This is a genomic window from Streptomyces sp. CA-251247 (assembly GCF_050952975.1).
Classification (GTDB): domain Bacteria; phylum Actinomycetota; class Actinomycetes; order Streptomycetales; family Streptomycetaceae; genus Streptomyces; species Streptomyces achmelvichensis.
Map to the genome: position 1 here is coordinate 5,293,408 of NZ_CP191861.1, position 19,856 is coordinate 5,313,263.

The 19,856-nt window shown below is 70.7% G+C and carries 15 protein-coding genes; 8 read left to right on the top strand and 7 right to left on the bottom strand.

Going from position 1 to position 19,856, the window contains the following annotated elements; all coding sequences use genetic code 11:
- The first annotated feature begins 160 nt into the window (after positions 1 to 160).
- Positions 161 to 1,267 (top strand): DUF4190 domain-containing protein, encoded by a 1,107-nt coding sequence (locus ACQPWZ_RS23595; RefSeq protein WP_433572319.1) that lies wholly within the window; start codon positions 161 to 163, stop codon positions 1,265 to 1,267.
- A gap of 181 nt (positions 1,268 to 1,448) precedes the next feature.
- Here ACQPWZ_RS23595 and ACQPWZ_RS23600 read toward each other — a convergent pair whose 3' ends face one another.
- Positions 1,449 to 2,801, bottom strand: a complete 1,353-nt coding sequence (locus ACQPWZ_RS23600) for a glycoside hydrolase family 18 protein (protein ID WP_433572320.1) — start codon at positions 2,799 to 2,801, stop codon at positions 1,449 to 1,451.
- 235 nt (positions 2,802 to 3,036) lie between these two features.
- Between ACQPWZ_RS23600 and ACQPWZ_RS23605 the strand changes: the two genes are divergently transcribed.
- The 6 genes from ACQPWZ_RS23605 to ACQPWZ_RS23630 all read left to right on the top strand — a co-directional run bounded on the left by ACQPWZ_RS23605 (position 3,037) and on the right by ACQPWZ_RS23630 (position 9,961).
- Positions 3,037 to 3,789, top strand: coding sequence for a GntR family transcriptional regulator (locus tag ACQPWZ_RS23605; protein ID WP_313944325.1), 753 nt, complete (start codon positions 3,037 to 3,039; stop codon positions 3,787 to 3,789).
- Between the two features lie 169 nt (positions 3,790 to 3,958).
- The gene (locus ACQPWZ_RS23610) at positions 3,959 to 5,734 is read left to right on the top strand and encodes a purine-cytosine permease family protein (RefSeq protein WP_433572321.1); all 1,776 of its coding nucleotides are present in this window, start codon (positions 3,959 to 3,961) and stop codon (positions 5,732 to 5,734) included.
- A gap of 177 nt (positions 5,735 to 5,911) precedes the next feature.
- Complete coding sequence (locus ACQPWZ_RS23615; protein ID WP_433572322.1) at positions 5,912 to 6,091, top strand: SPOR domain-containing protein; 180 nt, start codon at positions 5,912 to 5,914, stop codon at positions 6,089 to 6,091.
- 34 nt (positions 6,092 to 6,125) lie between these two features.
- The gene (locus ACQPWZ_RS23620) at positions 6,126 to 6,545 is read left to right on the top strand and encodes a (deoxy)nucleoside triphosphate pyrophosphohydrolase (protein WP_340475150.1); all 420 of its coding nucleotides are present in this window, start codon (positions 6,126 to 6,128) and stop codon (positions 6,543 to 6,545) included.
- 220 nt (positions 6,546 to 6,765) lie between these two features.
- The gene (locus ACQPWZ_RS23625; RefSeq protein WP_327680661.1) at positions 6,766 to 7,182 is read left to right on the top strand and encodes an ATP-binding protein; all 417 of its coding nucleotides are present in this window, start codon (positions 6,766 to 6,768) and stop codon (positions 7,180 to 7,182) included.
- A gap of 148 nt (positions 7,183 to 7,330) precedes the next feature.
- Positions 7,331 to 9,961 (top strand): SpoIIE family protein phosphatase, encoded by a 2,631-nt coding sequence (locus ACQPWZ_RS23630; RefSeq protein WP_340475151.1) that lies wholly within the window; start codon positions 7,331 to 7,333, stop codon positions 9,959 to 9,961.
- A 113-nt stretch (positions 9,962 to 10,074) separates the two neighbouring features.
- Here ACQPWZ_RS23630 and ACQPWZ_RS23635 read toward each other — a convergent pair whose 3' ends face one another.
- The 6 genes from ACQPWZ_RS23635 to ACQPWZ_RS23660 form a co-directional block, all read right to left on the bottom strand.
- Positions 10,075 to 10,788 (bottom strand): PspA/IM30 family protein, encoded by a 714-nt coding sequence (locus tag ACQPWZ_RS23635; protein ID WP_340475152.1) that lies wholly within the window; start codon positions 10,786 to 10,788, stop codon positions 10,075 to 10,077.
- A gap of 62 nt (positions 10,789 to 10,850) precedes the next feature.
- Positions 10,851 to 12,962, bottom strand: a complete 2,112-nt coding sequence (locus ACQPWZ_RS23640; RefSeq protein ID WP_433572323.1) for a TPM domain-containing protein — start codon at positions 12,960 to 12,962, stop codon at positions 10,851 to 10,853.
- 297 nt (positions 12,963 to 13,259) lie between these two features.
- Positions 13,260 to 14,030 (bottom strand): succinate dehydrogenase/fumarate reductase iron-sulfur subunit, encoded by a 771-nt coding sequence (locus ACQPWZ_RS23645; protein WP_340475154.1) that lies wholly within the window; start codon positions 14,028 to 14,030, stop codon positions 13,260 to 13,262.
- The gene (locus ACQPWZ_RS23650; protein WP_340475155.1) at positions 14,027 to 15,955 is read right to left on the bottom strand and encodes a fumarate reductase/succinate dehydrogenase flavoprotein subunit; all 1,929 of its coding nucleotides are present in this window, start codon (positions 15,953 to 15,955) and stop codon (positions 14,027 to 14,029) included. Before ACQPWZ_RS23650 ends, ACQPWZ_RS23645 begins: the two co-directional genes overlap by 4 nt.
- Positions 15,956 to 15,973: 18 nt before the next feature.
- On the bottom strand, positions 15,974 to 16,795 hold the full coding sequence (locus ACQPWZ_RS23655) for a hypothetical protein (protein ID WP_340475156.1): 822 nt from the start codon (positions 16,793 to 16,795) through the stop codon (positions 15,974 to 15,976).
- A 9-nt stretch (positions 16,796 to 16,804) separates the two neighbouring features.
- The gene (locus ACQPWZ_RS23660; protein WP_340475158.1) at positions 16,805 to 17,044 is read right to left on the bottom strand and encodes a hypothetical protein; all 240 of its coding nucleotides are present in this window, start codon (positions 17,042 to 17,044) and stop codon (positions 16,805 to 16,807) included.
- A 318-nt stretch (positions 17,045 to 17,362) separates the two neighbouring features.
- Here ACQPWZ_RS23660 and ACQPWZ_RS23665 point away from each other — a divergent pair, with 318 nt between their 5' ends.
- Positions 17,363 to 19,603 (top strand): ABC transporter substrate-binding protein, encoded by a 2,241-nt coding sequence (locus tag ACQPWZ_RS23665; RefSeq protein ID WP_433572324.1) that lies wholly within the window; start codon positions 17,363 to 17,365, stop codon positions 19,601 to 19,603.
- Positions 19,604 to 19,856 lie beyond the last annotated feature (253 nt).

Consider the following 19,856-nt stretch of genomic DNA (forward strand, 5'->3'; position numbering starts at 1 on the left):
CCGGTACGACGGCCCCTGAGGGGTCGGCAGGGGGCGGTCGCCACGGCGGCCGCCCCTTTCCGTCGCCCGCATTCCGCGCGCCCTCCCGTGACACGTATGATCCGCACGCCTGTTCGCGCGAGCCGGCCGAGGTCGACGCATCCCGAGGAGCACCGCAGCCGTGGACCCATCGCAGCAGGGCGGCGGGCAGCCGTACCGGGCGCAGCCGCCCCACCAGCAGTTCCCCGGATATCCGGTGCCGCCGGCCGTGCAGCCGGTGAACGGCCTGTCCATCGCCTCCCTCGTGCTCGGTCTCGTCTGCTGTCTGCCGCCGCTCGGCATGGTCTTCGGTTTCATCGCCCTGGTGCAGATCAGGAAGAAGGGCGAACGCGGGAAGGGCATGGCGATCGCGGGCACCAGCCTCTCCGCCGTCAGCACTCTGCTGCTCGTGGTCGTGCTCGCCACCGGCGGGTTCGGCGAGATGTGGGACGGCGTCAAGAAGGGCGTGGATCAGGCGTCCCGGCAGCGCAGCACTCTGGATCTGCGCACCGGCGACTGCTTCAACCTCCCCGGCGCCGCGGTGCCGGAGGAACAGGAGACGGCCGGCGTCGAGGTCGTCGACTGCGACCTGAAGCACGAGGCGGAGGTGTCCGGCGGCTTCGAGGTCACGGGCTTCGACGACTACCCGGGGGAGAGCCGCCTCGACACCCTGGCCGGGAAGCGCTGCCAGGAGATCAACGACGCCTACGCCCTGGACGCCTGGGACCGGCCCAAGGGCATGGACGCGTACTACTACCTGCCGACCGACGAGAGCTGGCGGCTCGGCGACTCCGCGGTGACCTGCAGCTTCGCCTCCGTCAGCGGCGCGAAGGTGACCGGTTCGCTACGACGCGACGCGACCAGCCTGAATCCGCATCAACTCGCTTATCTGAAAGCCGAGTCGGCCGTCATCGCGCGGTCGGGGAGCGAACCCGAGGAGGAGTTCCCCGAGGACGCTCAGGGTCATCGGGACTGGGCCCGGCAGACGTCCGCCACGCTCGCCGCGCAGGCACGCGCCCTGCGGGAGCACGCGTGGCCCGCCGCCGTCGCGACGGCGGCGGAGCGGCGGGCGGGGGAGTTCGACCGTGCGCGCGCCCACTGGGACAAGGCCGCCCGAGCGCAGGAGGAGGACTCCTTCTGGGACCACGCTCTGCAGGGCGAGGACACGCTGGTCCAGGCGACCGAGGTCTCGGTACGGCGTGCTCTCGGGCTGAAGTCGGTGCCGCCGCCGGACGATTCGGGGGCATGACCCCGGGCGGGCGGCCGGGGCGCGCGTCGAGCGTCTTGCGGGACGCCGGACGATTGTGGGGCATGACCCCGGGCGGGAGCCGGCCGGCCGCGACGGCGAACCCGGCCGACGCGAACACGAAGCCGGCGCCCGGGCCGTGATGGCCCGGACGCCGGCTTCCGCGTGTTCCGCCCGCGCGCCGCTAGCGGCGCGAGAGCCCGCGGTCGACGGCCGTCATCAGCTCGCCGTCCGCGGTGTCCCCGTCCAGGGACCAGAACATGGCGCCACCCAGACCCCTGTCACGGATGTACGAGGACTTGGTGCGCAGCACCTGCGGGTCGTCGTACGTCCACAGGGTGGTGCCGTCGAAGAGCCAGGCATGTCCGCCGCGCCGGTCGCGGTGCACGGTGTACGTGCCCGCGTCGGCCAGCTTCTTGAGGGCCTTGTAGTCCTCGTACCCGGCGGCCCAGGTCGCGGGCGCGGGAGCGGTCGCCGGCTGGTTCAGGCCGTCACCGCCGCCCGTGACGCCCGTCCAGCCCTGGCCGTAGAACGGCATGCCCACCACCAGCTTGCGGGCCGGAGCACCGCGGCGCTGCCAGTCGCGCACCGTCTGGTCGACGCTGAAGTCGTTCCTGGCGAACAGCGCGGACTGCTGCGCCGTGGTCTTCTCGCCGGACACATGGAAGTCGTAGCCCTGGAGGTTGACGAAGTCGAAGTCCCGCATGATCTTGTGGACCTCGAAGCCCGCGTCGATCTTCTCGGGTGCGGTCGGCACGAAGGCGCTCAGCTCGTAGTGCTTGCGCTTCTTCTGCGTCTTGGCGTACGTGTCCAGCTGGGTCCTGAACTCGTGCACCAGAGCGGTGAAGTTCCGCTTGTCCTCCGGGCGGTAGACCGTGTCCGTGTCGCCCGCCGAACCGGGCCACTCCCAGTCGAGGTCGATGCCGTCGAAGAGCCCGGCCGCCGCGCCCGCGCCGCCGCGCGCACCGTCCACCGGCAGATTGCCCTTGATGTAGAGGTCGATGCAGGAGGAGACGAACGCCTTGCGGGAGGCGGGTGTGCGGGCCGCGTCGGAGAAGTGGGTGGACCAGCTCCAGCCGCCCAGGGAGATCATCACCTTGAGGCCGGGGTGCTTGGCCTTGAGCTCCCGCAGCTGGTTGAAGTTGCCCGCGAGCGGCTGTTCGGCGGTGTCGGCGACGCCGTCCACCGAGTTCTCCGCGTCGAGCGGGCGGGCGTAGTCCGCCCAGGCGTCGGCCTCGCCGGGGATGTTCCCGGTGAAGCACCTGCCCTCGGCGTTCACGTTGCCGAAGGCGTAGTTGATGTGCGTGAGCTTGGCGGCCTGGCCGCTGGTGTCCATGTCCTGGACCTGGAAGTCCCGGCCGTAGACGCCCCACTGGGTGAAGTAGCCGACGCGCTTGTACGAGGGGCCGCCGTGGCTCTGGCCGGCCGCGGCCGGCGCCGATGCGTTGGTGCCGGCCGACGCGGCGGGGGCGAGCGCCGCGAGGAGTGAGAGCGAACAGGCTGCAACAGCCGTCCGGACAAAGGTTCTTCGACGCATGGGACTCATTCCTGTGCGTGTGCCGGAAGGTTCCGTGAACGGAGTGGTGCTGCCAGGAACGTATTGGTCTGGACCATTGTGGTCAATGGGTTGACGCAGAATGATCGGCCCTGTCCGCGACAAACCGCGGTGCACCGGCAACTCATCACTTCGAGTGAATCTTTGGCCTATAGTTGCGGTCAACAACCGTCGGTTGCGAGGCTGTTGCTGTCTGTCAATGCGATGGGAGTGACCAGTGACATTCGGTGAGCAGCCCGCGTATCTCCGCGTTGCGGGCGATCTCCGCCAGAAGATCGTCAGCGGCTCGCTTCCGCCGCACACCCGGCTCCCCTCGCAGGCCCGCATTCGCGAGGAGTACGGGGTGTCCGACACGGTCGCCCTGGAGGCACGCAAGGTCCTGATGGCGGAGGGTCTGGTCGAAGGCCGCTCCGGCTCCGGGACGTACGTCCGCGAGCGGCCCGTGCCGCGTCGCATCTCCCGCTCGGGCTACCGCCCGCCCGTGGGTGCGAACCCCTTCCGGCAGGAACAGGCGGCGGACGGCACCCGCGGCACCTGGGAGTCCAGCAGCGAACAGGAGGGCGCGAGCCCGGAGATCGCCGAGCGGCTCGGTATCGAGCCGGGCGCCCGGGTGATGCGGACCCGCTATGTGTTCCGCGACGCCGGTGAGGTCACCATGCTCTCCACCTCCTGGGAACCACTGGAAGTGACCGGGCGCACCCCCGTGATGCTGCCGGAGGAGGGGCCGCTCGGCGGCTGCGGCGTCGTGGAGCGGATGGCGGCCATCGACATCGTCGTGGACAACGTGGCGGAGCAGGTCGGCGCGCGCCCGGGGCTGGCGGAGGAGCTCCTGGCGCTCGGCGGTGTGCCCGGCCATGTGGTCATGGTCGTCGAGCGGACCTACTACGCCTCGGGGCGCGCGGTCGAGACGGCCGATGTGGTCGTCCCTGCCGACCGCTTCCGGATCGCATACCACCTGCCGGTGAAGTGACCGCTACCCGAACAGACCGTCCGGGGTCCGTGATCACGAGTTAACGCCGCACGCCGTGCCGTAACCACGGGGCAATCGCCCCCTGCTCCGCCCTGTCATGTCCGGCTCCTACCTTCCCGTCCGTGCACCGCATGTATCCGCACACGGACCGACGGACGGGAAGCCATCGATGACGGACACCGCCACATCTGTCACCAGGACGCCGGACGAAGGGGGTGGACCGGCGGCCGACGCGGGAGGAGCGGTCGCCGAGGGGCCGGGACCCCGCCGCAGCTACGCCAGACTGGCCGCCGACGAGAGCCGTGAGGACTACTCACTGCGCTATGCGCCGCACTCCTTCCGGCGCTGGTCGCCCTCGATGGTCGCCGGCACCGCGCTCGGCGGCATCGCGTATCTCGCCGACTTCGCCATCGGTGCGTCGATCGTCTTCACCTACGGCTTCACGAGCGGACTCGCCTCCATCCTCACCGCCGCGGCGATCATCTTTCTCACCGGGATCCCGATCGCCCGGGCGTGCGCGAAGTACGGCCTGGACATGGACCTCGTCACCCGCGGCGCCGGATTCGGCTACTTCGGCTCGACGCTCACGTCCCTCATCTACGCGTCCTTCACCTTCATCTTCTTCGCGCTCGAAGGCTCGATCATGGCCCAGGCGATGCACCAGGCCGTCGGGCTGCCGGTCGAGATCGGCTATCTCGTCACCACGCTGATCGTCATCCCGATCGTCTTCCGGGGCATGGGCGCGCTGGCGAAGGTACAGGCGTGGACCCAGCCGATCTGGATCATCGGGATGGTGCTGCCCTTCGTGGTGCTGGCCTTCGAAGCCCCGGACGCCTGGGGTGCGTTCGGCTCCTTCGGCGGTACGGAGGGCGCCGGGTCGGGCTTCTCCTGGATCGGCTTCGGCCTGGGCACCGGAGTGGCGCTCTCGCTGATCGCCCAGATCGGCGAACAGGCCGACTATCTCCGGTTCATGCCGGCCAAGACCGAGCAGAACAGGCGGCGTTGGAATCTGGCCGTCCTCGCGGCCGGTCCGGGCTGGGTGATCATCGGCGCCGCCAAGCAGATCGGCGGCGCGTTCCTCGCCTTCGTCGCGCTGGAGGCCGTCGGCAAGACACACGCCCTGGAGCCGATCGCCCCACAACTGGAGGCGCTGAAGCCCTGGCTGGGGTCGGTGGCGCTGCCCGCGGCCGCGCTCTTCGTCATCGTCTCGCAGATCAAGATCAATGTGACCAACGCCTACAGCGGCTCACTGTCCTGGTCGAACTTCTTCTCCCGGATCACCCACCGCCACCCGGGCCGGGTCTGGTACATCTTCCTCAACCTCGCCATCGCGCTGACGCTGATGGAGATGAACATGTTCGCCGCCTTGGGCAAGCTGCTCGGCTTCTACTCGAACGTGGGCATCGCCTGGATCGCGGCGGTGGCCGCCGACCTGGTCATCAACAAGCGGATCGGACTCAGCCCGCCGTACATCGAGTTCAAACGGGCCTATCTCCACGCCGTCAACCCAGCCGGCTTCGGTGCGATGGTCATCGCCTCCACCGTCTCGATCCTCGCGTTCTTCGGACTCTTCGGCCGGTACGCCGAGGCCTTCTCCACCTTCATCGCCGCCGGACTCGCGCTCGTGCTGTGCCCGTTGATCGCCTGGGCGACGAAGGGCCGGTACTACCTCGCCCGGCCGAACCCGGTGAACGGCCCCGGCGTGGAGGTCGGGGACATCACGGCGACCCACATGTGCGGGGTGTGCGAGACGGCGTACGAACTCCCGGACATCGCCGACTGCCCGGTGCAGTCCGGCCCGATCTGCTCGCTGTGCTGCTCCCTGGACGCCGAGTGCGGTGACGTCTGCCGCAAGGACCCGGCGTCCGGACCGGTCCTGATGCCGGTGCCGACGGTCCGGCGAGCCCTGGCGGCGGTGCCGGGCGGTCCGACCGCGGGGGCGTAGGACCTGCCGGAAACCAGCCGGAAGGGGGCGCATCCACGCCGGATGCGCCCCTCATTCTTATCTCTTTGTGTAAACACGTATCCGCTGAGTAAAGGTCAGGCGTACGCTCGGGCATATGCGTAGTGCGGTTTCCTGGCGATCGTTACAGACACACCGACCCACCGAGGGAGGGGCGCGATGAACGACGGCGGCCCCGTGCTCCCGTGGCTGGTCATACGGCAGGACGACAACGGCAACCGCTATCGCGTCGGCCGGTACGCCACGCAGGGCGAGGCCCAGCACATCGCGGACACGCTCGACGGCAAGGGTCACAAGCAGCTCTACTGGGTCGAGCGTATCGGGCAGACCGCGCGCTGACCGCCCGATCGCACAGCGCAGTACGCTCCGGCGCATGACTGATCGTGTCGTGGTGGCCGGAGCGCTGTACGACGGGGGGCGCCTGCTGGCGGCCCGCCGCAGCGCCCCCGTCGAACTCGCCGGGCGCTGGGAACTGCCCGGCGGCAAGCTCGAACCGGGTGAGCTGCCCGAGGAGGCGCTGGTCCGCGAGCTGCGCGAGGAGCTCGGCGTCGAGACGGAGCCGCTGGAGCGCATCCCGGGGGAGTGGCCCCTGAAGCCGGGATACGTCCTGCATGTCTGGACGGCCCGGCTGGTCTCCGGAGAACCCCGGCCGCTGGAGGACCACGACGCGCTGCGCTGGCTGGGCCCGGACGAGACCGACACCGTCGACTGGCTCGACCAGGACCGCCCGGCGGTCGTGGAGGCGGCCCGGCTGCTGCGCGAGAGCGGCGGCCGTATCGGTGGCCGGCCGTGACGGTGGCCGGCGTCGGCATCGGACGTCGTGACGGTGGCACGGCGACCGAACCCGGCGAGGCGGTGGCGCGGGCATCTCGGGAGGCGGCGCACGGGAGTGATCAGTACGCCGTTCGTGCCACGGTGCACCCATTGCTGTCCCGAGTGGGATATCTCGGTTCGAATATCGGGTATGTGCTGATTAACCCCCCGAAATAGGGCGCCTGCTGCTGGTCTGGGAAGTGAGCGGCGTGATCGACACCGACGGCGACTGTGCCGAGTGGACCTTCCCTGCCGAGCCCAACGCCGTCCGTACTGCCCGTCATGCCGTCAGGGACACCCTGCGCGCCTGGGGACTGGACCACGCGATCGAGGACATGACCGTGCTGCTGGTCAGTGAGCTGGTGACGAACTCCCTGCGCTACGCATCAGGTCCGATCGGGGTACGGCTCATCCGGCTCGAGCCCGCCGGCAGCGCTCCTTCGCTGCTGGTGGAGGTTTCCGACCCCGTTCCCGATCCGCCCACCGAGCGGTCCGCGACCACCGACGACGAGGGCGGACGCGGTCTCCAACTGGTGGCGGTCAGTGCCCGGCGCTGGGGCACCCGCCGTGGCAGAACCGGCAAGACCGTGTGGTTCGAGCTGCCTCTCGCTGGTTAAAAGTCCGAAGGGACGACGATCACGGACCCCCTCGGCTCAAAATGAACGAGACCGGGCTGTGATCGTGAACGCCGTGTGCGTCAGGGCCGTAGTGCTGAATACTGCGGTCATGGCCGGTCCGGTGCGGTGAGCTGGAGGGGACGGTCGCGTGAGCGAAATACCTGAGACGACGAGCGATGTCGTATGGCAGAGCAGTCCGCCTGGCTCGATCTATGACTACATCAAAGTTGCTTCCTTCTCGATCGGGCCCGACGGCCTGGTCGACCAGTGGAGCCGGCGTGCGGTGGACCTCTTCGGCATGACATCGGCCGAGGTCAGGGGCAAGGACCCGGTCGAGGTCTTCATGCCCACGGAGCTGCGTCCGCGCGGCCACCGCCAGGTGGCGGAGATCCTCGACGGCAAGGAGTGGACAGGGCTCGTCCCGTTCCGCATGCCGGGGGAGGGCGGCGCGCACGGCGTCGCCGAGGTCTATGTGATGCCGAGTGAGACGGAGAGTGGCGAGAGGGCCGCGCTCTGCATCGTCGTCGACGTCCGCGCGCTGCGCGGGATTGAGACCGATCTGGCCGCATCGCAGGCGATTTTCGGCCAATCTCCTTTCGGGTTCCTCCTCTTCGGCACCGACCTCAAGGTGCAGCGCACCAACGAGCGGTTCGCCACGGTCTTCGGCGGAACCGCCGACGAGCACCGCGGACGGACCGTCCACGACTATCTGTCCCGCCCCGAGGCGGAACGGATGAATGCCTCGCTGCGCCGGGTCCTGGAGACCGGCGAGGCCGCGATCGACCTCCAGATCGTCGGAGCGGCACCGAACAGCACCGACCGCCGGCACTGGTCGATCAACCTCTACCGGGTGCACAGCGGATCCGGCCGGCCCATCGGAGTGGCCGGGATCGGTACCGATGTGACGCGCCGCCACGTCGCCGCCCGCGAGGCCGCCAGCGCCCGTCGCAACCTCGCCCTGCTGAACGAGGCCAGCGCCCGCATCGGCAACTCCCTCGACCTGGAGACCACCGCACGCGAACTCCTCGACGTGGCCGTGCCCGGCTTCTGCGACCTCGCGTCCGTCGACCTCTACCAGGGGCTGCTCACCGGTGACGAGGCACCGCCCGGACGCTGGGACGCGCCCCACCCGGAGAGCTACGGCGGAGGCAGCGCCGAACTGCGCCGCGTCGCCTTCGCCAGCGCCGTCTCCGACGCCCCCCTGATCACCACACCGGGCTGCAGCAAGCAGGACGGCACCCCCACCGCGGTCGGCGAAGTGCACCGCTACTCCTTCAACTCGCCCTGCTCGACGGCCCTGCGGAATGCCCGGGTGCAGGCGATACCCGGCGAGGAGGGCACGCTCGTCCAGTCCACGCTCGCCGTGCCGATGGTCGCGCACGACACCGTCGTCGGGCTCGTGCAGTTCTCCCGGACCAAGGGGAGCGAGCCCTTCGGCGAACGGGACCAGGCACTCGCCGTCGAACTCGCCGCGCGCGCCGCGGTCTGTATGGACAACGCCCGCCTCTACCGCAGGGAGCACGAGCGGGCTCTCATCCTCCAGCGCAGCCTTCTGCCGCCCGGCGACCCGGAGGCCGCCGGCCTCGACATCGCCTGTCGCTATCTCCCGGGGAACACCGCCACCGAGGTGGGCGGTGACTGGTTCGACGTCATCGAACTCCCCGGCCACCGCACCGCCCTGGTCGTCGGTGACGTGATGGGCCGAGGACTGCGCGCCGCGGTCGCCATGGGCGAACTGCGCACCGCGGTACGCACCTTGGCGCTGCTGGACCTGGAACCGGCCGAGGTGCTCTCGGCACTCGACGAGATCGCCCGCGGTCTCGGCAGCCCCAGCGGGACCCAGCAGGCCTCGCGCGTCGCCCACAAGTCCCGCGAGGCGGACCTCTCCGAGGTCTATCTCGCCACCTGTGTCTATGCCGTCTACGACCCGGTCACCCGGCGCTGCACCTTCGCCAACGCCGGCCATCTGCCACCCGTCCTGGTCGAACCGGGCGAGGAGGCGCTGCTTCTGGACGTCCCGCCCGGGATGCCGCTCGGCGTCGGCGGCGAGCCCTTCGAGGAGGTCGAGGTCGAACTCCCCGAGGGCGCGCTCCTCGCGCTCTACACCGACGGGCTCGTCGAGTCGCGGGACCACCCCCTCGACGAAGGCCTGCGGGCCTTCCGCTCGGCGCTCACCGACCCGGCCCGCCCGGGTGTCGGCCCGCACAGCTCTCCGGCGCTGCGCCCCGACGCGCCGCCCGCGATCGGCGCGGTCCGCTCGCTCGAGGACGTCTGCGACCACGTACTGACGACCCTGGACACCCGCCACGGCGAGGACGACATCGCCCTCCTGATGGCCCGGATACAAGGGCTGCCGCTGGAAGCGGTGGGGGACTGGCGGCTGCCGCGGGAGCCCCGGTCCGTCGGCAGGGCCCGCGAGCTGGCCCGGGCCCAGCTGGTCTCCTGGGACCTGGAAGCGCTGGTGGACACGGTCGAGCTGCTGGTGAGCGAGCTGGTCACCAACGCGCTGCGGTACGGCGAGGGCGAGATCCGTCTGCGGCTGTTGCGGGACCGCACTCTCGTCTGCGAGGTCTGGGACGCGGGCCTCGTCCAGCCGCGCCGCCGGCGGGCACGCGACACCGACGAGGGAGGCCGCGGACTCCAGCTGGTCGGGCTGCTGAGCGCGGCCTGGGGGTCGCGCCGGACCCCGCGCGGCAAGACGGTCTGGTTCGAACTCCCGCTGCCCGACGGGGACTCGACCGCGGAGCCGACCGTGGAGCAGCTGCTCAGCATGTTCTGACAGCGGTGCGGGGACGCACGTGCCAAACACGTGTGCCGGTGCGGGGATGCGGGTGCCGGACAGAGGCGTAGGTACCGGGACGCGCGCTCCCCAGAAGGGCCCGCGTCCCGCACTCAGGACGCGGCTTTCAGCGCCGCCAGCCGTGCCTCGACCTCCGCCGTGTCTCCCAGGCTGTCCAGCTGCTCGAACTGAGCGTCCAGCGAGGACGCCGCCAGCTCCTGCTTTCCCATGGCCCTGGCCTCCTCCCGGCGGACCTTGTCCTCGAAGCGGGACAGGTCGCTCGTCGGGTCGAGGACATTGATGTTCTTCACCGCGTCCAGCATCTGGTTCTGCGCCTGCGCCGACTTCGCCCGGGCCACCAGTTCGTCGCGCTTGGCCTTCAGCTGGGTGAGCTTGGTCTTCATCTGCTCCAGCCCGCTCTTGAGCTTGTCCACGATCTCCGTCTGGGAGGCGATTGTCGGCTCGGCGGTCTTCGCCTCCTTCTCGGACTGGAGCTGTCGCTGAAGGGCGACCTTCGCGAGGTTGTCGAAGGTGTCCGCCTCCGCGCCCTGGCCGGCCGACCTCAGCTCGTCGGCCTTCCGGCTCGCCGCCAGCGCCTTGGTCCCCCACTCCTTCGCGGCGGCGACGTCCTCCCGGTGGTCCTCCTCCATCAGCCGCAGATTGCCGATGGTGCCCGCCACCGCCTGCTCCGCCTCGTTGATGTTGTTCGTGTAGTCCCTGATCAGCTGGTCGAGCATCTTCTGCGGGTCCTCGGCCTGGTCGAGGAGGGCATTGATGTTGGCCTTCGCCAGCTGGGTGACCCGTCCGAGAATCGTCTGCTTCGTCATCGCACTTCTCCTTGTGAGGGCTGATGTCAGGGATGCGCGCGCCGCACCCACCGGAAACCACGTCAGAACCGGCCACCACCCCTGCGGCCGCGCGTGCCCCCGCCGCCGAAACTGCCGGGCCCGCCGCCGGAGCCGCCGCCGAAACCGCCTCCGAATCCGCCCCCGAGGCCTCCGCCTCCGTAACCCCCGCCATACCCCCCGCCCCTTCTCCCGCCGAACAGTCCGCCGAGGATGATCCCGCCGAGCACCGCGCCCCCGAACCCACCCCCCGCACTTCCCGCTCCTTGTACACCGCCCGGCCCGAACGGGTTCCCGAATCCGCGCACGTCCTCCTCGGCCAGGCTCTGCGCCTGCCGTGCCAGCGCGTCCGCCTGCTGCGCCTCGGCCAGCGCTCCCTGCACGTCGCCCGCCGCGGCGAGCTCCTCCGAGCGGGCCAGCCGCCGCTGCGCCTCCGCCAGCCGGGTCCTCGCCTCGCTCCCCACCGCGCCGCGGTGCGTGGTGACGTAGTCGGCGGCCGCGCCGACGGACGACCGGGCACCGAGCGCCGCCCGGTCGAGCAGCGCGCCCGCCCGGCGTACCCCCTGCTCGTTCTCCCGGGCACCGGCGAGCGCCTTGTCGAGCGCGGCGTCCGCCTCCTCGATCCGGCGTAGGGCGTCGATCGGGTCGTAGGGACCGGTCTCCGTCTCCCGGCGCACCTCGCCGGCCACCGTCTCGGCGCGGGCGACGCTGCCCTGGAGACCGGCCGTCGACACCCCGGCCGATGTCCCCTTCAGCAGTCCCCGCGCCTCCGCCAGGTCCGCGTCCGTCTCCGTCAGCGCGCCCGGCAGCTTGCCGGCCGCCTCCGCGAGCTCCTGCGCCCGCCGGTCCACGGCCTCGATCAATTGGCGCGCCTGCGCCAGAGCGCCCTCCGCCGCCCGTACGTGCACGGCTGCCCTGGCGTGGTCGGAGGCGCCGACGGCCTGGTCCGCCTCGTCGAGCCCCGCCCCGGCGAAACGCAGCCGGTCCCTGGCCTGTTCGACGCTGTTCGCGACGGGAGCGGCGGCGGAGGGGGCGTACCGCTCACGCATCACCGCGAGCGTGGCCTCGGTCGTGACCAGACGGCCTTCGAGGTCGTCGAACGCCGTCCGCGCGGTGGCGAGGGCCTGGGGTGCGTTCTGTTCCAGGGCGCGCAGCCGGTCGAAGTCCTCCGACTCGGCGTCGAGGCGCCGGTCGGCCTCCGTGCACCGGGAGACGATCTCGTCGAGCATCCGCCGACGGGTGGCGTCGTCCTCGGGATGGGCGTCGTCGAGCTGCTGGCGGAGCCTGAACGCGGCCGTCAGCTCGCTCCGTGCGTGCTCGACCGCGTCCCGGAACGGCTTCGCCGCCTCGTCGCCGAACTGGGCGGTGGCGAAGCCGAGTTCCTCCTCGCTGGTGCGCAGTGCGTCGTCGGTGTCCACGAGCGCCTGCTTGGACCGGGCGTCCAGCTCGGGCAGCGGCACCGGTGACTGTGCCCCGTCACCCCAGCCCGCCCGGCCGCCCTGCGGCGTGGTGCGGGTGGCCGTGCGCCTGCGGCGTCTGACGAGGGCGAACGCCCCGATCGCGGCCGCGCCGCCGACCAGGACGACCGGCAGGACCAGGTCGCCCGCGCCCGTCGCACCGGATCCTCCGGGGTCGGGATCGCCCGGCGTGAGGGCCGGCGCGGGCACCGGCCGCCCGTTCAGGACGGCGCCGTATCCGTCCGCCGCGCCGATCGCCGCGCCCGCCCAGTCGTTCTCCCGCAGCGCGGGCTCGACGGCCGTGCGCGCCACGTCCGCGAGCTGGGCGTCCGTCAGCGGGGAAGCGGTGTCGACGAAGTACGCGTACTGCCGGTCGTGCGTGGCGACGGCGAGCAGGACGTCGTTCTGGCCGAGGCCGTTCTTCTGCGCGGTGGCCTCGGCCCAGTCCTGCGCGGAGCGGCCGGAGAAGTCCCGTACGTACACGACGAAGAGCTGCTGTCGTGTCGTGTCGTAGAGCCGGTCGAGAGCCTGGACGACCGCCTGCTCGCGGTCGCCGAGCGCGTCCACCCGGTCGGTGATCTGGCCGTCGCGGGACAGGCTGACGGGGTCGTCGGCCAGGGCGTCACGGGCGGCGGGCACGGCCAGCCACCATGTCGCCACCAGCACTGCCAGGAGCACTCGGGTGGCTATTCGCGTCACATGGGGAGGTTATGTCCGGTGTTGTCCGGGCGCGACCGGGCCGGTGCGCACCGTGCGTGACCGTCACTGTCGGTGTCCGGGGCTACGGTCGAGGCCATACGGCAGTGCCTGCTGACCGCCCGGCCCCGGGGCACGAACGGCCTGGCGCCACCGAACGCCCATTCACGCAGCCCGCCACGCACGCAGCCCGCCACGCACGCAGCCCTCCCCGCACGCCACCCGCCCCCGCGGCCCCGGCGGCCTCTCGGCCTGCCGGGCCCGCGGGTGTCCTGCGGGTGCAGCACCCGCAGGACCACGTCAGTCCTTCCGGCGGCCGATCTTGTTGCCCAGCCAGACCAGCGGGTCGTACTTCCGGTCGACCGCCCGTTCCTTCAGCGGGATCAGGGCGTTGTCCGTGATCTTGATGCCCTCCGGGCACACCTCCGTACAGCACTTGGTGATGTTGCAGTAGCCGAGACCGTGCTCGTCCTGGGCCGTCTTCTTGCGGTCCAGCCCCGCCTCGGACGCCGCGTCGAGGGGGTGCATGTCCAGCTCCGCCACCCGCATCAGGAAGCGCGGGCCGGCGAAGGCCGTCTTGTTCTCCTCGTGGTCGCGCACCACATGGCAGGTGTCCTGGCACAGGAAGCACTCGATGCACTTGCGGAACTCCTGCGAGCGGTCCACATCGACCTGCTGCATGCGGTAGTCCCCGGCGGCGACCCCCGGCGGCGGGACGAAGGACGGCACCTCCCGCGCCTTCGTGTAGTTGAAGGTCACGTCCGTCACGAGGTCGCGCACCACGGGGAACGCCCGCAGCGGCGTCACCGTGATCGTCTCCTCGCGTGTGAAGACGGACATCCGCGTCATGCACATCAGCCGCGGCCGGCCGTTGATCTCCGCGCTGCACGAACCGCACTTGCCCGCCTTGCAGTTCCAGCGGACCGCGAGGTCGGACGCCTGGGTGGCCTGGAGGCGGTGGATGATGTCGAGTACGACCTCGCCGTCGTTGACCTCGACGGAGAAGTCCTCCAGCCCGCCCCCGTCCTTGTCGCCGCGCCACACCCTGAAGCCGGCTTGGTACGAACTCACTCGTAGAGCTCCTCTTCGGCGAGGTACTTGACCAGCTCCTCCTTGTCGAACAGAGCGAGCAGGTCCGGACGGATGGGATCGGTCGTCCTGCGTTCCAGCGCGATCTGGCCGCGTACCGGATCGGTCGCCGCCAGTCCGCCGGTGGGGTCGACCAGCCGGCACATCAGATTGACCGGACGCCAGTCGCGCTCCATCGCGGGGCAGTCCTCTCGGGTGTGCCCGCCGCGGCTCTCGGTGCGTTCCAGCGCCGCCCGCGCGATGCACTCGCTGACCAGCAGCATGTTCCGCAGGTCCAGCGAGAGGTGCCAGCCCGGGTTGAACTGCCGGTGGCCCTCGACACCCGCCCGCCGTGCGCGGACCCGGAGGTCGGCCAGCTTCTCCAGCGCCTTTTCCATCTCGCCCGCGCGCCGGATGATGCCGACGAGGTCGTTCATCGTCTGCTGGAGCTCCTGATGGAGGGTGTACGGATTCTCCGGCTGTGCGCCCTCCTCGGGACCCTCCGCGCTGAAGGGGCGCAGGGCCTCCGCCGCGGCCGCGTCGATCTGTGCCTCGTCGACCGCGGGCCGTACCGCGAGCCCCGCCGCGTGCTCGGCCGCGTACAGCCCCGCGCGACGGCCGAAGACCAGCAGGTCGGAGAGCGAGTTGCCGCCGAGCCTGTTGGAGCCGTGCATACCGCCGGCGACCTCACCGGCCGCGAACAGGCCGGGCACCCCCACCGCGGACGCGCTGTCGGACTCGACGGCGATGCCGCCCATCACGTAGTGGCAGGTCGGGCCGACCTCCATGGCCTCGGCCGTGATGTCGACGTCCGCCAGTTCCTTGAACTGGTGGTACATCGACGGCAGTCGGCGCCGGATCACCTCGGCGGGCATCCGCGTCGAGACGTCCAGGAACACCCCGCCGTGCGGGGAGCCGCGTCCTGCCTTCACCTCGGCGTTGATGGCACGGGCCACCTCGTCGCGCGGCAGCAGCTCGGGGGGACGCCGGTTGTTGTCCGGGTCCTCGTACCAGCGGTCGCCCTCCTCCTCCGACTGCGCGTACTTCTCCTTGAAGACGTCGGGGATGTAGTCGAACATGAACCGCTTGCCCTCGGAGTTGCGGAGCACCCCGCCGTCGCCGCGGACGGACTCGGTGACGAGGATCCCCTTCACCGACGGCGGCCAGACCATGCCGGTCGGGTGGAACTGCACGAACTCCATGTTGAGCAGTGGCGCTCCCGCGAGCAGCGCCAGTGCGTGACCGTCGCCGGTGTACTCCCAGGAGTTCGACGTGACCTTGAAGGATTTGCCGATGCCGCCGGTGGAGAGGACGACCGCGGGGGCTTCGAGGACGAAGAACCGCCCGGACTCGCGTTCGTAGCAGAACGTGCCGGAGACCCGGTCCCCGTCCTTGAGGACCCGGGTGACGGTGCACTCCTGGAAGACCTTCAGCCGGGACTCGTAGTCCCCGGTCTCCTTGAAGTCCTCCTGCTGGAGCGAGACGATCTTCTGCTGGAGGGTGCGGATCAGCTCCAGGCCGGTCCGGTCACCGACGTGCGCCAGCCGGGGGTACTCGTGCCCGCCGAAGTTGCGCTGCGAGATCTTTCCGTCGGCGGTGCGGTCGAAGAGTGCACCCCAGGTCTCCAGCTCCCAGACGCGGTCCGGCGCCTCGCGCGCGTGGAGTTCCGCCATCCGCCACTGGTTGAGGAACTTGCCGCCGCGCATGGTGTCGCGGAAGTGGACCTGCCAGTTGTCCCCGGAGTTCACGTTGCCCATGGAGGCGGCGATGCCGCCCTCCGCCATCACGGTGTGGGCCTTGCCGAACAGGGACTTGCAGATGACCGCTGTACGGGCGCCCTTCTCGCGGGCCTCGATGGCGGCGCGCAGGCCCGCGCCGCCCGCGCCCACCACCACGACGTCCCACTGCTGGCGTTCGAGCTCTGTCATGTCAGGCGCCTTCCCTTGTCAAAACAGCCTCGGATCGTCGAAGGCGCCGGACGCGACGAGATAGACGTAGAAGTCCGCGAGCGCGACGCTGATGAGGGACGCCCATGCGAGCACCATGTGGCGCTCGTTCAGCCTGCCGACCCAGCCCCACAGCCGGTAGCGCACCGGGTGCTTGGAGAAGTGCTTGAGCCGCCCGCCGATGATGTGCCGGCAGGAGTGGCAGGAGAGGGTGTACGCCCAGATCAGCGTGATGTTGATCAGGAAGACGATCGTGCCGAGGCCCATGTGGCCCCACGCGTAGTTCTCGTCGCGGAACGAGAGCACGGTGTCGTACGTGAGGATCCCGGCGACCGGCAGCGCGGCGTAGAAGAAGTACCGGTGGATGTTCTGCAGGATCAGCGGGAAACGGGTCTCGCCCGTGTACTTCTTGTGCGGCTCGGCCACCGCGCAGGCCGGAGGAGAGGCCCAGAAGCCCCGGTAGTACGCCTTGCGGTAGTAGTAGCAGGTCAGCCGGAAGCCCAGCGGGAAGATCAGGATGAGGAGGGCGGGGGACAGTCCCCACCAGCTGCCGAAGATCTCCCAGTTGGGGCCGGACCGCATCGGCTCGCAGTTCTCGGCGAGGCAGGGCGAGTAGAACGGCGAGACGTACGGCGCCGCGTAGTAGTCGGCGTTGGCGAAGGCCCGCCACGTCGAGTACACGATGAAGGCGAGCAGCCCGCCGGCGGTCAGGGCCGGCGCAAGCCACCATCGGTCCGTCCGCAGATGGCGGGGGCCGATGGCGGCTCGCGTCGCGCCGTGCACGCCTGTATTGATTTGTGGTGGTTCGGTGCCAGTGGCCAACGAGGTCTCCTAGGGAGCGTGCCGGTCTCGGACGCCCAGTCCCTCGTCGTCCGAGTCCGTCCACAGCGCGTTGTTGTACGGGACATCGGGGATGGTGACCAGCTCAGGGCGGTCCGGTGACTTCCGCGCGGCTTGCGCGGCGGGTCCGGCGCCACGCAGCTGATCAACGGTTCGCTCCAGCTCCCCGACCCGCTGGACCAGCTCGTCGAGGCGGTGCCGAATCGCTGTCAGTTCATCCTGCTCGGACATGACTTGCCCTCACTTCCGCAGGGGGCGGTGGCGTCTCATGCGCCTGCGAGTGTTGCGCGTCACATCCCTGCTTGTGAAGGGACGTGCAGGGATTGCCGGTGCATGCGCTGGGAGCGCGCCCCTCCTGAGTCGGATCTCACTCCCCCCATTTTCCCCCTTTTTGCCAGGTTATGGGCGCTGCTTCATTGGGCCGAGTGGGTGGCATTCCGGCGGTTTGCGCCGTGTCTCCGCTCCCGGGCGCGCCCTGTCCACTTCAGTGGACCGGAATCGGTGTGATCATCTCCAAATTCCGCCAAACAGGACGAAGAGGTACAACTCATGTCCCAGGTCGACGCGCCACGCGGGAGGACCTGCTCCCGAACGCTCCGTTCCGTTGCGCTGCTCACCAGCGGGGTTCTGGCCCTGCCGGCCCTGGCGGCCTGCAGCGCGGACGAGTCCGAGCGCACGGGGAAGGCCGCAGCCCCGGACATCGCCGCTGCCGCCCGGGACAAGGTCGCCGACGGGGGCACCCTTCGCTGGGCGATCGACGCTATGCCGACGACGCTGAACGCCTTCCAGGCGGACGCCGACGCCGCCACCACCCGTATCGCCGGGGCCGTACTGCCCTCCCTCTTCACGCTCGACAAGAGCGGCCGGCCGCAGCGCAACCCCGACTTCGTGGAGTCCGCCGAGATCGTCGACCGCGAGCCCAAGCAGGTCGTGCTCTACAAGCTCAACCAGAAGGCCGTCTGGAGCGACGGCCGGGAGATCGGCGCACCCGACTTCGTCGCCCAGTGGCGCGCGCTCAGCGGCAAGGACAGCGCCTACTGGACGGCGCGCAACGCCGGGTACGAGCGGATCGAGGAGATCCAGAAGGGCGCCAACGACCTCGAGGTCAAGGTCACCTTCACCAAGCCGTACGCCGACTGGCAGTCCCTCTTCTCCCCGCTGTACCCGAAGGACGTGACCTCCGCGCCGAACGCCTTCAACGACGGTGCGCGCGATGGCCTCAAGGCCACTGCAGGACCGTTCCGCCTGGGTCCGCTGGACCGCAAGGCGGGCACCGCCACGCTGGTGCGCAATCCGCGCTGGTGGGGCGAGCAGGCCAAGCTGGAGAACCTGGTGCTCACCGCCGTGCCGCGGGACAAGCGTGCGGACGCCCTGGCGGCCGGCCGTGTCGACATCGCCGAGATCGACCGGGGCACGGCGACCCGTATCGCCGGCGCCGCGGGCCCCCGGCACGCGAGCGGGCAGCCGAGCTCCCCCGCCGCCGGCCGGACCCCGTCCAGCGCCCTGAAGGGCGGTGCCGTGCCCCACGGCTCGGGTGACGGCAAGGCTCTGGTGGCGCGCAGCCGGTCCGTCGCGGCGTACGTCGCCGCGCAGACCGCGCTGAAGGGCTATGTGGTCCGGAAGTCCCTGGAGCCCGCCTACACCCAGCTCGCGCTGAACGGCGAGTCGGGCCCGCTCGCCGACGCCCGGGTCCGCCGCGCCGTGGCGCGCGCGCTCGACCGCAAGGAGCTCGCCGAGACCGTGCTGTCGCCGCTCGGGCTGCCCGCCGACCCGCCCGGCAGCCATCTCGCCCTGGCGGGCCAGAACGCGTACACCGACAACAGCGGCGCGCTCGGCGAGCAGAGCACCGAGGAGGCGCAGGCGCTGCTGGCCGACGCCGGCTGGACACCGGGCGGCCTGAAGAAGCCCGCTCCGGCGAAGGCGGGCAGCGAGGCGGGCGCGAGCGCGTCCCCCAAGGCCTCCGGGTTCCCCTCGTCCGCACCCTCGGGCCGGAAGGCCGGGGAGGGCGACGCCGCCTCCGACGACGGGCTCTACATCGTCGGCGACGACAAGCCCGCGAGCGCCGTGCACGGACCCGAGTCGGGCGGTACGCGCATCCTCGCGCCGGCCCCCGCCGCCGCCGGCCGGGAACTGGCCCTGCCGGGCCGCCCCGGCTCGGACGACGAAGCCCGCGGTGCGGGGACCCAGGACAAGAAGGGCGAGGTCGCCGGAGCGTATGCCCCGCGCGGCACGGCCGCCCCGGTCGTGGCCGGCGCGGTGGGCAAGAACGGCAAGCCGCTCTCCCTGCGCTTCGTCCTGCCGTCCGGCCCGGGCTCCGAGCCGCTGCGCGCGGTCGGCGCGAAGATCGCGCGGATGCTGGACCGGGTCGGTATCCGTACCGAGATCACCAAGGTCGCCGACTCCGGCTACTTCAAGGACCACATCGCGTCGGGCAACTACGACCTGGCCCTCTACTCCTGGCCCGCCACCGCCTACCCGGCGACCGACGCCCGGCCGATCTTCGCCAAGCCCGAGCCCGCGTCCGACGGCTCGCTGCTGGTGGAGCAGAACTACACCCGGGTCGGCACCGACTACATCAACCAGCTCTTCGACCAGGCGGCCGCCGAGCTCGACCAGGACGCCGCCCGTGAGCTGGTCCGCCGGGCCGACGCCCGGATCTGGGCCGCGGCCGGATCCATCCCGCTCTACCAGCGTCCCGAGCTGGTGGCGGCCAAGCCCACCGTCCTCAACGCCGGTGCGTTCGGCTTCGCCGCACCCCGCTACCAGGACATCGGGTTCAAGAAGGGGTAAACCCGCAAGACCACCGTCAGGCAGTCGCGCACAACCTCAGAACTGCCTCAAGTCCCTTGCCCGCCGGTGACGCCGGCGGGCAGGATCATGACCACCCTTGACCCGGTTCTCCGCACCTCAGCGCACCCCACACCCCCAGCAGTGACTGCCTCTCGATCAGCCCGGGAAGCCCCGCACCCGGCGGCCCCGTACCATGGGACGAGCCGTGGCGTGTCCGCCCGGCGGGCGGACGAGGCCATGACGGTCAGACGCC